12 protein-coding genes are annotated in these 15,889 nt (G+C 36.4%); 9 read left to right on the forward strand and 3 right to left on the reverse strand.

Annotated features, from left to right (window positions below; genetic code table 11):
- The first annotated feature begins 286 nt into the window (after positions 1-286).
- The 8 genes from HPY74_15160 to ligA all read left to right on the forward strand — a co-directional run bounded on the left by HPY74_15160 (position 287) and on the right by ligA (position 11,248).
- Positions 287-1,651 (forward strand): LysM peptidoglycan-binding domain-containing protein, encoded by a 1,365-nt coding sequence (locus tag HPY74_15160; protein NSW91982.1) that lies wholly within the window; start codon positions 287-289, stop codon positions 1,649-1,651.
- Positions 1,652-1,829: 178 nt separating this feature from the next.
- Entirely contained in the window at positions 1,830-2,765 is a 936-nt protein-coding gene (locus HPY74_15165; GenBank protein ID NSW91983.1) for a DnaJ domain-containing protein, read from the forward strand.
- A 35-nt stretch (positions 2,766-2,800) separates the two neighbouring features.
- Entirely contained in the window at positions 2,801-5,395 is a 2,595-nt protein-coding gene (gene clpB, locus HPY74_15170) for an ATP-dependent chaperone ClpB (protein ID NSW91984.1), read from the forward strand.
- 153 nt (positions 5,396-5,548) lie between these two features.
- On the forward strand, positions 5,549-6,844 hold the full coding sequence (locus HPY74_15175) for an alpha-L-fucosidase (GenBank protein NSW91985.1): 1,296 nt from the start codon (positions 5,549-5,551) through the stop codon (positions 6,842-6,844).
- Between the two features lie 230 nt (positions 6,845-7,074).
- Positions 7,075-7,473, forward strand: a complete 399-nt coding sequence (locus tag HPY74_15180) for a sulfite exporter TauE/SafE family protein (GenBank protein ID NSW91986.1) — start codon at positions 7,075-7,077, stop codon at positions 7,471-7,473.
- A gap of 2 nt (positions 7,474-7,475) precedes the next feature.
- Entirely contained in the window at positions 7,476-7,826 is a 351-nt protein-coding gene (locus HPY74_15185) for a sulfite exporter TauE/SafE family protein (protein NSW91987.1), read from the forward strand.
- A gap of 89 nt (positions 7,827-7,915) precedes the next feature.
- Complete coding sequence (gene lysA, locus HPY74_15190) at positions 7,916-9,166, forward strand: diaminopimelate decarboxylase (GenBank protein NSW91988.1); 1,251 nt, start codon at positions 7,916-7,918, stop codon at positions 9,164-9,166.
- 63 nt (positions 9,167-9,229) lie between these two features.
- The gene (gene ligA, locus HPY74_15195) at positions 9,230-11,248 is read left to right on the forward strand and encodes an NAD-dependent DNA ligase LigA (GenBank protein NSW91989.1); all 2,019 of its coding nucleotides are present in this window, start codon (positions 9,230-9,232) and stop codon (positions 11,246-11,248) included.
- Here the strand turns inward: ligA and HPY74_15200 are convergent.
- Genes HPY74_15200 through HPY74_15210 form a run of 3 tightly spaced genes read right to left on the reverse strand, consistent with a single transcriptional unit; the run spans position 11,240 to position 15,333 of the window.
- Positions 11,240-12,103, reverse strand: coding sequence for a histidinol-phosphatase (locus HPY74_15200; GenBank protein ID NSW91990.1), 864 nt, complete (start codon positions 12,101-12,103; stop codon positions 11,240-11,242). The genes ligA and HPY74_15200 overlap by 9 nt on opposite strands.
- 7 nt (positions 12,104-12,110) lie before the next feature.
- Complete coding sequence (locus HPY74_15205) at positions 12,111-13,820, reverse strand: glutamine--tRNA ligase/YqeY domain fusion protein (protein NSW91991.1); 1,710 nt, start codon at positions 13,818-13,820, stop codon at positions 12,111-12,113.
- Between the two features lie 43 nt (positions 13,821-13,863).
- Positions 13,864-15,333, reverse strand: coding sequence for a glutamate--tRNA ligase (locus HPY74_15210; GenBank protein NSW91992.1), 1,470 nt, complete (start codon positions 15,331-15,333; stop codon positions 13,864-13,866).
- Between the two features lie 225 nt (positions 15,334-15,558).
- Between HPY74_15210 and HPY74_15215 the strand changes: the two genes are divergently transcribed.
- The gene (locus HPY74_15215) at positions 15,559-15,753 is read left to right on the forward strand and encodes a hypothetical protein (GenBank protein ID NSW91993.1); all 195 of its coding nucleotides are present in this window, start codon (positions 15,559-15,561) and stop codon (positions 15,751-15,753) included.
- Positions 15,754-15,889 lie beyond the last annotated feature (136 nt).

Genomic DNA, 15,889 nt, shown 5'->3' on the forward strand with positions numbered 1-15,889 from the left:
GGTTATAGTGTTATCCGATGACTTAAACGTATGGTTAAATTTATGTAATATTATTATATAATTGGATAAAATTACTAACGCAGCCACTATTAATGGATAAGAATAAAATTTTCATGCTTCAGCTCTGTTGAATGTAATATTTTATTGAATATAGCAAAAGGTTGTGTTATTATGTTAATAAGTGTAATATGTCGTTTTTTAATAACGTATCAGGTAAAATCAGGAAATTATACTGGATATATCAAGTGTTTACCCGGATATATTGCCGATGGAAAGGGGTTATATTATGGGCAATCTGGTAAAGATAAGAGCTTCTGCAACATCCCATGTAGGCTTGGTAAAAGCTGTTAATGAAGACAACTTTTATATAAATGGTAGATTTATATATGAGCATGAAACTGATAATATCCAGGTTTCTATTGAGAATAACGCAGAGTTTTATGTTTTTGCAGTTTCCGATTCAATGGATGTATCAGATGCGGAAAGAGGAATATTTATTTCAATTGCCCAAGAGCTAAAGAAATATCACGAAAAAGCATTAAAAAATGATGAGGATTTAATTGGAAAAGTCCAAAAATTAGGCGAATGTATCCAGGAAATGTCTAATCTGCTAACCAGTGTTTCAATTAATAAACCTGAAGATGCATCTAAAAAGGCTTCCTTCGCGGGTTTGTTAATTCAAGGGAATAAGGCGTATGTAGTAAATTTAGGCAATAGTAAGGCATATGTTTTAAGAGACGGTAATATGAAACAATTAACTGTAGATTGGGAAAAAACAGAAAGACTTCTTAAACTGGGAATTATAACACATGAACAAGCAAAGATATTGTCAAGCCGGTTCGGCATTCCAACTGAAGATTCTATTAATGAAATCAGAAAGTCAGATGAATTTTTAATAAAAGAAGGAGATATATTTCTTCTATGTACTGATGGGTTAACTGATATGGTAGAAACTGAAGCTATATATGAAATACTTCTTTCAGATAAAGATACAGGCGTTATTGCAAATAAATTAGTAAGAGAGGCATTTGATAATGGAGCAAAGGATAATATAACTACACTGGTTGTCAAAATTGAAGAAATATCAGTCCAGGCTCAGGACGCCCAAGAATCAAAAAAAACAACTATAAAAAATTCGAAACTTACTTACAGGAGGATTAAAAAAACATCGCTGAAAGCGAATATTAGCGCTAAAACAATAAAAAAATATGCTCAAGCAGCTATCTTTTGCTTAGTTCTAATAGCCTTGGTGTTTGCAACTGTAAAACTATTTTCCGGCATTTTAAAAAGAGAGAGGCCTGTAGATAGTCAAGGGACAGTATACAACGATGAAGATTCTTCAACTTCTTCAACAACTAATGATTTAAATCGGGAGAATTTAGATGATGGCACAAGTGAACAAAATACCGATGAGGAGAATATTAATGGTGAATCCAATACAGATACCGGTATGCATGCCGGCGAAGATGGAGTGACTGTTAATTTGCCGACAACTTATAAGGTGAAAAAGGGAGATACTCTTTATAATATAAGCAGGATGTTTTATAATAATCCAAATAAGTATATAATTATAATGGAAGAAAATAATATAAGTGATCCTACCAAGATACAAGTAGGACAAATTTTAATTATACCTGAAATTGATGAGTAAGGTCTAGAGGTCTAAAAACATAAAATCAATAGGGTTTGATAAAAATTTCAAAATCTAATGTAAATACTATTGATTATTTTATAATTTTTTTGTATTATATAGTTAGTCAAAGATAGTCAAAGTCAATACGTGTTTGTATGTTAAATTAATTGCATAGTTGTATATTGGAGTGATGCGGATGGAATATAAGGACTACTATAAAATACTGGGCGTGGATAAAAACGCAAGTCAAAATGAAATAAAGAAGGCATATAGAAAGTTGGCCAAGCAGTATCATCCGGATGCCCATCCGGGCGATAAAAAAGCAGAAGAAAAATTCAAGGAAATAAATGAAGCCTATGAGGTGTTGGGAGATGAAGAAAAACGGAAAAAATATGATACTCTTGGGCAAGGCTTTAATTTTCAGCATGGGTATAATTTTGACCCATCCCAGTTTGGTTTTGGGAAAAATGTAAGGTATGAGTACCGTACAGGGACAAATAATGATTTTAGTGATTTTTTTAATATGTTTTTTGGCGCAGATTCTTTTGATTTAAGCGACATTTTAAGAGGTTTTGGAAAGGGTACGGGCTATTCGAGGCAATACCCCATAGATGGAGATGATATTGAGGCTAACATTACAATAACCCCTGAGGAAGGTTTTAAAGGGCTTGAAAAAAGGATTACGGTAAAAGCAAATGGTACAGAAAAAACCATTTCATTTAGAATTCCTGCAGGAATTAAACAAGGAGAAAAAATAAAGCTTGCAGGCCAGGGGAATCCGGGTATAAATGGGGGGAGAAAAGGAGATTTATATTTAAATGTGAATTTTCAGGCAAGTAAAAAGTTTGAACTGGACGGTATGGACCTTTTGTCAACTATTGATTTATATCCATGGGATGCAGCATTGGGGACAGAAACCTATTTTGAGACGATAGACGGAAAGATTTACGTAAAAATACCCCCAGGAGTACAAAGTGACAGCAAGATAAGGATAAGTGGCCAGGGTTATAGGGACAGAAAAGGTTTAAGAGGCGACTTGTTGCTTAGGGTGAGGATTGTAAACCCTGGTATATTGACCAATGAAGAAAAGGAACTTTATAGGAAACTTAGAGATATTCAACGAAAGAAATAATGGAGTTTGGAGGTATATTAGGAGGTGTATTTTTTATGAATATAGATAAATTTACAGAGAAAGGACAACAAGCTCTTGCGGCTGCCCAGGAAATTGCTTTGAGATATGGACATCAACAGGTTGATGGAGAGCATATTCATCTTGCCCTATTGAATCAGGAAGATGGACTTATACCTAAACTAATTAGTGTAATGGGAGAAAATGCTGCACTGATTACAAATGATGTTCAAAAGGAAGTAGAAAGGATTCCGAAGGTTTTTGGTACTTCGACCTCAAGCCTTTATGCGACCCGAAGGTTCAACGAGATAATTTTGCATGCTGAAGATGAAGCAAAGAAATTTAAAGATGAATATGTTGGTGTAGAACACATATACCTGGCATTGTTGAGAGAAAGGAGTACTCCCTCGGAATATATATTTAAAAGATACAATATTAGTAGGGAGAGGTTTCTTTCTGCTCTTAATAAAGTCAGGAGCAACCAGCGTATTACGTCCAGAAATCCTGAAGAGATGTATGAAGCGTTAAAAAAGTATGGGAGAGAGCTTGTGGAACTGGCCCGAAAAGGCAAATTGGATCCTGTTATTGGAAGAGACGCTGAAATACGGCGTGTTATTAGGATACTTTCAAGAAGAACAAAGAATAATCCAGTGTTAATTGGAGAACCTGGAGTAGGTAAAACTGCTGTGGTTGAAGGGTTGGCACAACGCATTCTAAAGGGAGATGTACCTGAAGGTCTTAAAAATAAGAGAATATTTGCATTAGACATGGGAGCTTTAATTGCCGGGGCTAAGTACAGGGGAGAATTTGAAGAAAGGCTTAAAGCAGTGCTTAATGAAATACAGTCTTCCCAGGGCGAGATTATAATGTTTATAGATGAGCTTCATAATATTGTAGGGGCCGGCAGGACTGAGGGAGCAATGGATGCAGGAAACATTTTAAAGCCTATGCTTGCAAGGGGAGAGCTTCGTTGTATTGGTGCGACCACCCTTGATGAATACCGCAAATACATTGAAAAAGACGCTGCTTTAGAGAGAAGATTTCAACCTGTATTGGTTGATCAACCTTCAGTAGAGGATACAGTATCTATTTTGAGGGGTTTAAAAGAAAGGTTTGAAATACATCATGGAGTAAGGATTGCCGATAGCGCAATAATAGCAGCGTCTGTGTTATCAAATAAGTATATAAGCGACAGGTTTTTGCCTGACAAGGCCATAGATCTTATGGACGAAGCAGCAGCAATGATAAGGACAGAGATTGATAGTATGCCTGCGGAACTTGATGAAATAAGCAGAAAGATTATGCAGCTTGAAATCGAACAGGAGGCTTTAAAAAAAGAAAATGACAGGCAATCTTTAGAAAGACTAAAAAATTTGGAAAAAGAGTTAGCTGAATTAAGGGAAGAAGCAAATGGCATGAAAGCTCAATGGCAAATGGAAAAACAAAATATCGAAAGGATTAAAGAAATAAAGCAACAGATAGAGGATGTAAAGAGACAGATTGAAGAAGCAGAAAGACGTTATGACCTTAACGAATTGGCAGTCTTAAAACATGGGAAGCTTCCCGAGTTACAAAAAAGGTTGGAGGAAGAAAAGAAGAAGCAGGAAGCTTATGGTGAAAAGCAGTTGGTAAAAGAGGAAGTGACTGAAGAAGAAATTGCAGAAATTGTTTCAAAATGGACAGGGATACCTGTAACAAAACTAATGGAAAATGAAAGAGATAAACTCCTTAATCTCGATAAGATTTTGCACAAAAGGGTTGTAGGGCAAGACGATGCTGTAAGCGCAGTATCAGATGCTGTTTTAAGGGCAAGGTCAGGGCTGAAAGATCCGAGAAAACCCATAGGTTCCTTTATATTTCTTGGTCCTACAGGGGTTGGGAAAACTGAATTGGCTAGAGCTTTATCTGAAGCATTGTTTGACACCGAAGAGAGTATGGTTAGAATAGATATGAGTGAATACATGGAAAAGCATGCTGTTGCCAGGCTAATTGGCGCGCCTCCGGGATATGTAGGCTATGAAGAAGGAGGCCAATTGACTGAAGCAGTAAGAAGAAAGCCTTATTGTGTAATCCTCTTTGATGAAATTGAAAAGGCCCACCCTGAAGTATTTAATATTCTTCTTCAATTGTTAGATGACGGAAGGCTTACCGATAGCCAGGGAAGGACTGTAAATTTTAAGAATACGGTGATAATAATGACATCAAATATTGGAAGCCATCATCTTATTCAAGGCGTAAATGACAAGGGAGAAATAAATGAAAATGTAAGGGAATTGGTAATGAATGAACTTAGAATGAAGTTTAAACCCGAATTTCTCAACAGGGTTGATGAAATTGTTATGTTTAAACCCCTTGTAAAAGATGAAGTAATAAAAATTATTGAGCTTTCATTACATGAAATACAAAGAAGGCTTAACCATAAAAATATTAAGCTTTCAATCACAGATAGAACAAAACAATTCATAGCTGATGAAGCTTATTCACCCATTTTTGGTGCAAGGCCAATTAAACGCTATTTGCAGAAACATGTGGAAACTGAAATTGGTAAAATGATTATTAAGGGAACCCTAGAAGAAAATGCTACTGCCATCATAGATGTAGAAGACGGGAAAATTACTATATCTGCGGTATAAGTCAGCATGCTGTATATGGTTAGTTTTGTACAAAAACATGCTAATTATGTATATTCATATTTTGGTATGTAACTATTAATATATATATATATATATATAGTTTATCAAATCATTAATGAATTAATAAACTTCTATTTATAGGAGGTATGAAATATGAACATTCCGAAACCTGATCCTACACCTGGAGATACAACATGGTTTACACATGACCGATTTGGGCTTTTTATTCATTGGGGGCTTTATGCATTACCGGCACGTCACGAATGGGTAAAAAAGCATGAGAAAATGGATACCCAAACTTATGAAAAGTATTTCAAACATTTTGATCCTGACCTTTATGACCCTGAATTATGGGCAAAGGCTGCCAGTAATGCAGGTATGAAGTATTTTGTTGTTACTACAAAGCACCATGAAGGATTCTGTCTCTGGGATTCCAAGCTTACTGATTATAAAGCACCAAATACACCTGCAGGAAAAGACTTGTTAAGACCGATGGTGGAAGCCTTTAGGAAACAGAATATGAAAGTTGGCTTTTATCATTCACTCCTTGATTGGCACCACCCCCATTATACTGTTGATGTATGCCATCCTATGTCTGAAAATGAAGCATACATCGCTGCCGACAAAAACAGGGATTTAAGCAAGTATATTGAATACTTGCATGGACAGGTAAAAGAACTATTAACAGAGTACGGCAAAATTGATATTATGTGGTTCGATTTTTCTATTTCACCATCGGAAAGATTTCCCGGAAAAGGCAAAGAGGTATGGCAAAGCGAAAAGCTGATTGAAATGGTACGTAACTTGCAACCTGGGATACTTATAAATGACCGTCTGCAAATTGACCAGGATATAAAAACCCCTGAGCAGTTTGTTCCCCGTGAATGGGTAAAAGTAAACGGCAAACCGGTTATCTGGGAAGCATGCCATACTTTCAGCGGTTCCTGGGGATATCACAGGGATGAAGAAAGCTGGAAAAGTGTAGACATGCTTGTGAAAATGCTTATAGACACTGTAAGCAAAGGAGGGAACCTGCTCCTTAATGTTGGGCCTACGGGAAGAGGTGAGTTTGATGAGAGGGCCTTGGACCGACTGGCAGGCATGGGAGAATGGATGAAGAGGCATAACCGCTCAATTTATGGATGTACGCAGGCTCCTAAAGAATTTAAATGCCCGCCTGATTGTAGGTTCACATATAACCCTGAGAAAAATAGGCTTTATCTTCACGTGTTTAGCTGGCCTTTCAAGCATATACACCTGGATGGGATGGCAGAAAAAGTAGAATATGCTCAGCTTCTTAACGATGCATCAGAAATAAAAATGATAACTCAAAGACATGTTTCATCTCATGCTGGAGATTCTGATTCGGGAGAATCGACACTAACCCTTGAAATACCGGTTAAGAAGCCAAATGTAACAGTTCCTGTAATCGAGCTATTCTTAAAATGAGTTACACATACGCGGTAATTTAACTATAGCATAAAAGGGAATATCCGGCATCATAATATCAAAAGAATTATGATGCCGGATATTTTTTTGCTGCAAGTACTTAACAACGCCTGCACTAAAGTACAGGGGCTATAAATTTTAAAATATAAACTACAGATATAAGAATAATTGAAGAAGCATTTGTAAAAATAAAAACATAAAAAAGCATAAGGGGAATTATGAAAATAAGTATGGTAAGAAGTTTGAAAAGTACTGTGAATAGCATGAAGAAAAGAAAATATTTAAAAAGTATAATAATTGGAATAGTTACAGGCTTTATTAACGGCCTTTTTGGTTCAGGAGGAGGTACTATTGCTGTTCCGGCAATGGTCATGTTGCTTGGTTCTGATGAACATAAAGCTCACGCTACGGCAATATCCGTTATTCTTCCTTTAACAATAATCAGCGCATTTTTTTATATCAACAATAGATATGTGGATTGGGATATTACCTGGAAAGTAATATTAGGAGGTATAGTCGGAGGGTATGTGGGGGCAAAATTACTAAATATTTGTCCGGAAAACATTTTAAGGCGAATATTTGCAAGTTTCATGATTTTTGCCGCCATAAGAATGATGTGGAGGAATTAATTGTGATTCTTTTTTTTATAGGCCTTTTAGCGGGAATAATTAGCGGTATGGGAATTGGCGGGGGGACAATTTTAATACCGGCCCTGGTTTTATTTATTAAATCTGAACAACATGTGGCCCAAAGTGTAAATTTAATATATTTTGTTCCTACAGCCATCATAGCCTTGATTATCCATATAAAAAATAAGAAGGTCGATTTTAAAATGGCCCTGCCGATCATTATTTCGGGTATTTTTGGTGCAGCTTTGGGATCTTGGCTGGCTGCAAGCTTTTCAAGCAGTGCTTTAAAAAAATTGTTTGCATTATTTTTATTCATAATGGGTATATATGAAATGTTTAGAAAGACCCGTTAATACCCGACAAATTTAAAAAAATATTGACAAATATTGTACCATACTATATAAAGAATATAGTTAATAAGTTAACCCTCGGAGGAAAAAATATGAAAAACTATTATACTGTACAAACAAAATTTTATGGAAAAACTGCACCAGACAAGTTATTAAAAGAATTCGGCAGCCCACTTTATGTTTATAATGAAGCAATTCTCCGTGAAAGGTGCCGCGAAATGGCAAACCTGATACCTTATCCTCACTTTAAATCAAATTATTCTATTAAGGCCAACTCTAATTTGGAATTACTAAAAATAGCACGTGATGAAGGACTTCATGCAGATGCTATGTCGCCGGGAGAAATATATGTTCTGATGAAGGCAGGTTTTAAACCTGAAGAAATTTTTTATGTATCCAACAATGTGTCGGAAGAAGAAATGAAATTCGCCATTGAAAAAGGCATTATTACCAGTGTTGATTCATTGTCACAATTAGAAATGTATGGAAGGATAAATCCTGGAGGAAAGGTTGCAGTACGTTTTAATCCAGGAGTAGGTGCCGGTCACCATGCAAAAGTGGTAACCGGAGGAAAAAAGACAAAGTTCGGGGTTAATCTTGACCTTATAGAGGATGTAAAGAGGATTTTAAAGAAATATGGTCTTAAGCTTGTTGGTATAAACCAGCATATCGGCTCTCTTTTTATGGAAGGTGATTCCTATATTGAAGGGGTCAAATCGGTCCTTTCAGTGGCAAAGTATTTCGATGATATTGAGTTTGTTGATTTTGGCGGCGGTTTTGGCATACCTTACCGCAAACAGGAAGGACAATCCAGGCTTGACTTGAATGACCTTGGGAAAAAACTTGGCCAAATAGTCCTGGATTGGACAAAAGAATATGGCAGGGACATAACTATAAAAATTGAGCCGGGAAGGTATATTGTCGCCGAATGCGGGGTATTATTAGGCACAGTATATACTGTTAAGAAGAATTATGGGGATACTTATATAGGTACTGATTTAGGATTTAACACATTAATGCGCCCTGTAATGTACGATTCATACCATGAAATAGAGGTATATAAGAATGGCAAACCTGCAAATACAAGTGAGCTTGAAGTAGTTAATATAGTAGGTAATATTTGTGAGTCCGGTGATATTATGGCAAAGGAACGCATGCTGCCTAAAATTGAGGAAGGTGATATAATTGGGGTTATGGATGCAGGTGCTTACGGGTATTCCATGGCATCCAATTACAATAACCGTTTGAGACCTGCCGAAGTACTTATTAAATTAGATGGAACACCTAAATTAATTAGAAGAAGGGATACATTAGAAGATCTTATAAAGAATTTTGAACTATAGAAACATAACTTAAGGGATAACTTAAGGGGAACGGGTATGGAAGAAAAGCTGAACAATAATAATATGTTAAACGATGTGTTAAATAGTGAGTATGTAGAAAAGAGAATAAAAGAGCTGCGGGATATAATAAACTACCATAATTATAAATACTATGTTGAAGACAATCCGGAGATTAGTGATTATGAATATGATGCAATGTACAGAGAATTAGTGGAACTGGAATCTATAAGACCGGACCTTATTACACCTGACTCTCCTACTCAACGGGTGGGGGGCCAGCCCCTTGAAAGCTTTGAAAAAGTAATCCACACTGTACCCATGTTAAGCTTAAATGATGTCTTTAATGAAGGAGAACTTTTTTCTTTTGATGAAAGGGTAAGAGAGGCTGTGGGTAATAATGTCGAATATGTGGTGGAGAAGAAAATAGATGGTATTTCGGTTTCTCTTGAATATGAAAATGGAGTGCTTATAAGAGGCTCTACGCGGGGTGATGGAATTGTTGGAGAAGATATAACCCAAAATCTTAAAACTATTAAATCCATACCCTTAATATTAAAGGAGCCTGTTCCTTATCTCGAAGTGCGGGGAGAGGTTTTTATTTCGAAAAAGGACTTCATAAAGCTAAATGAAGCTCAGGAAGAAGAAGGCCAGCCCTTGTTCGCTAATCCACGAAATGCTGCCGCAGGTTCTCTCAGACAGCTTGACCCTAAAATTACGGCTAAAAGAAAATTGGATATATTTGTTTTTAATATTCAAAGAATTGAAGGAAAAGAGTTTAATACTCATACTAAAGCATTGGAATATTTAAAATATCTGGGTTTTAAAACAAGTCCCGGGTATAAAGTCTGCAGGAATATAAGTGAGGTCCTTAAAGAAATACAAACAATAGGAGAAAAAAGAGGGGAGTATTCTTTTGAAATAGATGGTGCGGTTGTAAAGGTAAATTCCCTTGCCCAAAGGGAAATTCTTGGAAGTACTATTAAGACTCCGCGATGGGCTGTGGCGTATAAATATCCTGCAGAAGAAAAGGAAACTAAAATAAAGGAAATACAAGTAAATGTTGGAAGAACGGGAGTCTTGACGCCAAATGCAGTCTTGGAACCGGTAAGACTGGCCGGTACTACGGTAAGCCGTGCTACACTTCACAATATGGACTATATAAAAGAAAAAGATATTCGCATAGGTGATACAGTATTGGTACGGAAAGCTGGCGATATTATACCTGAGGTGGTTGGAGTTGTTTTTGAAAAACGAACAGGAAATGAAGTAAAGTTTGAAATGCCAAAAAATTGTCCGGTGTGCCAGTCTGATGTTGTAAGAGAAGAAAATGAGGTGGCGTTCAGGTGTGTTAATATTGATTGTTCTGCACGCTTATTCAGGAACATTGTCCATTTTGCGTCCAGGGATGCCATGAATATTGAAGGATTAGGTCCTGCAATAATTGAAGCTTTAATGAACCAGGGATTTTTGAAAGGTATTGCGGATATATACTATCTTCACCAGAAAAAAGATGAATTAATTGATATGGAAAGAATGGGGAAAAAATCTGTTGAAAACCTCTTAAATTCTATCGAGAGGTCAAAATTGAATAATATTGATCGACTTATATATGGCTTTGGAATAAGGCATATTGGTTTGAGGGCAGCCCAGCTGTTAAGTGAGAGATTCAGTTCTATCGATGAGTTGATGAATGCTTCTGTAGAAGATATTATGAAGATAGATGAGTTTGGTGAAAAAATGGCTCGAAGTGTCGTTGTATTCTTCAGGCAAAAACGCACCCGTGAAATTATAGAGAGGCTTAGAGCATCAGGAGTAAATCTTCAAAGTACTAAAAAGAAGGAAATAGCCGACGACAGGTTTAAAGACCTGACTTTTGTTTTAACAGGCACTCTATCTGGGTTTACCAGAAGTGAAGCAACAGCTATTATTGAAAGTTTTGGAGGAAAAACTTCAAACAGCGTGTCAAAAAAGACAGATTATGTACTGGTAGGTGAAGATGCAGGAAGCAAATTGGATAAAGCCCGCAAGTTAGGTGTAAAAATTATTAGCGAAGAGGAATTCAAAAAAATGATATTAAAGTAAGCCTTGAGGGGTAAAGGGACGCGGTTCCCAGCCTTTTTCTCCTAATACGTGAAGCTCTTTGAAGCCTATATCAACTAGAGTTTTTGCAGTGTCCTTAAACCAGGCAGTAACATGAGAAGGTGAATGGGCGTCTGAACTTAAAGTAATTGGGATTTTCAGTTTAAGACATTGTTCCAGTATCCATGGGCTTGGATACGTAGTGTCAATGTAATTCCTTGACATTCCTCCAGTATTGACTTCAATAATTAAATCGCTTTTGGAAATTAATAACAGGGTATTCTCAACAATATCTTTATACCATTTTTCTTCTTCAGAAAAGAATTTGCTGTTTCGGTTATTTTTTTTTATTAAATCAAAATGCCCTACTATGTCAAAACTCCCAATTCTCACCATATCCTGCAAAATAAGATAATATGCCTCAACAGCTTTTCTGGCATCTCCGCTGTAGGCATCTTTTATACCGATCAGAAACTCTTTTTCTCCTGCATCTACAGGTATCAACTGTCCTGAATGATACTCGCCTATATAATGGACTGAACCTATAGAATAATCAAGTTTCATGGAGTCCTTATATTCATGCATGTTAGTCCCTGCAACCCCCGGTATATAGTCTATTTCTAAACCAAGTTTTATATTAATTTTTCCCGTATAATTTTCCTGAAGAGATCTTACAATACTTGGGTATTCTTTTTCTATCTCTTTGGTCATAGTCCAGCCTGGATAAAAGGGTAAAAAGGCATGACACGAAAATCCCAGAGTTTCTACGCACCTCTTTATTGCTTCCTCAATATAATCTTCAGGTTTTCCGGTACCATGGCAAAGATTACAATGTGTGTGAAAATTAGCCCATCTCATTTTGCTATTACTCCTGCTCTGATTTTTGCAAAATTTTAGTCCAGGTATCTTTCAAGGTAACTGTCCTGTTGAACACTAAATGATTATCTTTTGAATCTTTAACATCGACAGCAAAATAGCCTAGCCTTAAGAACTGGTAATAATCTCCAGGCTTTGCATTGGCAAGTGAAGGTTCCAGTTTGCATGAAGTTAATACTTGCAAAGAATTAGGGTTATAAAAATCCAGAAAATCTTTTCCTTCACTTTCATCATCAGGATTCGGTACTGTAAATAAGTTATCATAAAGGCGAACTTCAGCATCAATGGCGTATTCCGCTGAAACCCAATGTAATGTGCCTTTTACTTTGCGGCCGTCAGGAGAGGAACCGCCTCTTGACTCGGGATCGTAAGTACAATGGATTTCTATAATTTCACCTGTATTCTCATCTTTTATAACTTTCTCACATTTAATTAAATAGGCATGCTTAAGCCTTACCTCACGGCCTGGAGCAAGCCTATAATATTTTTTAGGCGGATTTTCTGAAAAGTCATCCTGTTCGATGTATATGACCTTAGTAAAAGGTACTTTTCTTGTTCCCATAGTAGGATCTTCCGGATTATTCTCAGCATTAAACCATTCAACCGTATTATCAGGGTAATTATCAATAACCACTTTAAGAGGGTGTAGTACTGCCATTGCCCTGGGAGCCCGTTTATTAAAATCCTCACGTATACAATACTCCAGGAGACTTATATCAACAACACTATTGGTTTTGGCAACTCCAATGCGCTCACAGAAACTCCGTATTGCTTCCGGCGTATATCCCCGTCTTCTCAAGCCGGATATGGTAGGCATCCTAGGGTCGTCCCAACCTGATACATAACCCTCTTTAACAAGTTTTAGCAACTTGCGTTTACTCGTAACGGTATAGTTAAGATTTAGTCTTGCAAACTCTATTTGTTTTGGTCTGTGTTCTAATCCCAATGCTTCCAGGAACCAATTGTATAGGGGACGGTGATCTTCAAATTCTAAAGTGCAAATAGAATGAGTAATGCCCTCAATGTAGTCAGAAATTGGATGGGCATAATCATACATTGGGTAAATACACCATTTATTTCCAGTCCTATGGTGAGTTGCCCTTAAAATGCGGTACATAACAGGGTCACGCATATTTAAATTCGGTGAAGACATATCTATTTTTGCCCTGAGAACACGGGAACCATCTTCAAACTCTCCGTTTTTCATCCGTATAAAAAGGTCTAAATTTTGTTCCACAGAACGGTTTCTGAAGGGGCTTTCTTTCCCGGGTTTTGTAAGTGTACCCCTGTATTCACGTATTTCATCAGGACTGAGGTCACAAACGTATGCCTTTCCTGCTTTAATTAGTTGTATGGCATATTCATACATCTGATCGAAATAATCGGAAGCATAATAAAGCCTGTCTTCCCAATCAAAACCGAGCCATTTTATATCCTCCATAATAGACTCTACATATTCAACATCTTCTTTTACAGGATTTGTATCATCAAACCTTAAATTGCAAAGTCCATTATTCCTCTCGGCAATTCCGAAATTAAGACATATGGATTTAGCATGTCCAATGTGTAAATAACCGTTCGGCTCAGGGGGAAATCTGGTGTGGATTCTTTTTATCCAACTGTTTGTTTTTAAATCTTCATCTATTATATCCTGTATAAAATTGGAATAGTAAGGAGCATTCGTATCGTTGCTGCACATTCAAAAACACCTCTCAAATTTTCAATATAAATTTCATTACAACTTACGAAAGCTTTTCAATCCCTGCCTTGATCCTTTTAATAGTTTCTTCTTTACCAAGAATATCTGCTATTTCTATTGCTCCGCCAGGAGTGACGGCTTTACCGGTAATTGCAATACGTATAGGCCACAACAATTGACTATTTTTAATACCCATTTTATTAGCAAGATTAATAAGAGCGTCATGAAGTGTATTTTCATTCCAGTTCTTCAATTGCTCAAGGACAAGTATTGCAGCTTTAAGGCTTGCATATGAGATATCCATATCGGTTTTCATTTTTTTGTGTATATAAAGCAACTTATCATATTCCGGCAAATTATTAAAAAAGTCTATATTTTCAGGGATAGAAGAAAGCACTTCCGTCCGTACCTGTAAAAGCCTGCTTATTTTCATAAAGTCGATATTTTCATTTTTTATCACACTCTTATAATACGGCAAAGCAAGCTTATGGAATTCTTCAAGCGGCAACTTCCTTATATATTCACCGTTCATCCAGTTTAATTTATTTATATCAAAAATAGCAGGAGCTTTATTTATTCCTTCAATAGTAAAAGAATGTATAAGTTCCTCAAGGGAGAAAATTTCCTGAGTCGTGCCCGGGCTCCAACCCAATAACGCAACATAGTTTATCACAGCCTCTGGAAGGTACCCCATTGAAATTAAATCCTCAAAGGAAGGATCGCCAGCTCTCTTGCTTAGTTTTTGACCTGTCGGCCTTAAGATTAGAGGCAGATGTACATATATAGGTATTTCCCAGCCAAATGCTTCATATAGCAAGTTATATTTCGGAGTAGAAGAGAGATATTCATTACCTCTTACCACATGGGTAATTTTCATTAAATGGTCATCTATTACATTCGCAAAATTATATGTTGGCAGACCATCGGACTTTATTAAGATTTGGTCATCTAATTGATCATTTTCAACGGTAATAGCACCGTAAACTGCATCAATAAAGGTAGTAGTGCCACTATCAGGCATTTTCTGCCTTATTACGAAAGGTTGGTTTTCCCCGAGTTTTTTAGCTATTTCTTGTTTTGAAAGATTAAGGCAAAAACGGTCATATTTATTTGTGACGCCCAAGGCTTCCTGTTCCTCTTTGAGTTTTGCAAGCCTTTCCTTGCTGCAAAAACAATAGTATGCACTTCCCATATTTATTAACTTTTTGGCGTATTCCATATATATATCTTTTCGTTGGCTCTGAATGTAGGGACCATAGTCTCCTCCGACATCTGGGCCTTCATCATGCTGTAAGCCGGCCAATTTGAGGCTTTTGTAAATAACATCAATTGCTCCTTCAACATAACGCTCCTGGTCTGTATCTTCAATCCTGAGTATAAATTTCCCGTTATTTTTTTTTGCTATCAAGTATTCATATAATGCTGTCCTTAAATTTCCAATATGCATATATCCTGTAGGACTTGGAGCAAATCTAGTCCTAACTTCCTTGGTCATTATACAATCTCCTTTCATGTAGTAACTGTATGTAGGATAAAAGGCTTAACTTAGGAAAAGTTAATATCATTATATGCCGTAAGTGAATGGATGTCAAGGAGTAGAAGATGGGTAAGATGGGTAGGGTGCGATTTATTTTTGTGTAACATAAATTTCCATAAATAGATGTAATCATCCTGAACAACCAACCGATTAAAAGATATGATGTTATCAGAATTATACCTAAAAGGAGGTTTTGATAACATGGAAAGAAACGAAATACAAAGTGTAGACAAAATTATAGGGGAGTATAAAGAAGAATTGAAAAAACTGTTTAAAGGGGAGAGAGTAAAGAGTTTTGACAAAATTACAGGTAAAGCAATAGAGAAAATTAAAAATGAATTGAAAAAAGCAGCAGAAGAGGTTACGGAAGAAGAGAATAAAAAAAACAGGATATGAATGTCCCAGATGCGGACGAGAAATAAAACCGAACAAGTATGACGCTGAAAAAGAAATAGTGGGGATACATTTCAAATTGAACCGTAACTTTTCAGAATAAGTAATATTAAGTAATATTATTTTTGTAAAAAGTGGC

The organism is Bacillota bacterium, assembly GCA_013314855.1.
Classification (GTDB): domain Bacteria; phylum Bacillota; class Clostridia; order Acetivibrionales; family DUMC01; genus Ch48.

Coding starts and splice junctions, on each gene's coding strand:
- HPY74_15160 (NSW91982.1), top strand. CDS start 287: ATGGGCAATCTGGTAAAGATAAGAGCTTCTGCAACATCCCATGTAGGC.
- HPY74_15165 (NSW91983.1), top strand. CDS start 1,830: ATGGAATATAAGGACTACTATAAAATACTGGGCGTGGATAAAAACGCA.
- clpB (NSW91984.1), top strand. CDS start 2,801: ATGAATATAGATAAATTTACAGAGAAAGGACAACAAGCTCTTGCGGCT.
- HPY74_15175 (NSW91985.1), top strand. CDS start 5,549: ATGAACATTCCGAAACCTGATCCTACACCTGGAGATACAACATGGTTT.
- HPY74_15180 (NSW91986.1), top strand. CDS start 7,075: ATGGTAAGAAGTTTGAAAAGTACTGTGAATAGCATGAAGAAAAGAAAA.
- lysA (NSW91988.1), top strand. CDS start 7,916: ATGAAAAACTATTATACTGTACAAACAAAATTTTATGGAAAAACTGCA.
- ligA (NSW91989.1), top strand. CDS start 9,230: ATGTTAAACGATGTGTTAAATAGTGAGTATGTAGAAAAGAGAATAAAA.
- HPY74_15200 (NSW91990.1), bottom strand. CDS start 12,103: ATGAGATGGGCTAATTTTCACACACATTGTAATCTTTGCCATGGTACC.
- HPY74_15205 (NSW91991.1), bottom strand. CDS start 13,820: ATGTGCAGCAACGATACGAATGCTCCTTACTATTCCAATTTTATACAG.
- HPY74_15210 (NSW91992.1), bottom strand. CDS start 15,333: ATGAAAGGAGATTGTATAATGACCAAGGAAGTTAGGACTAGATTTGCT.
- HPY74_15215 (NSW91993.1), top strand. CDS start 15,559: ATGGAAAGAAACGAAATACAAAGTGTAGACAAAATTATAGGGGAGTAT.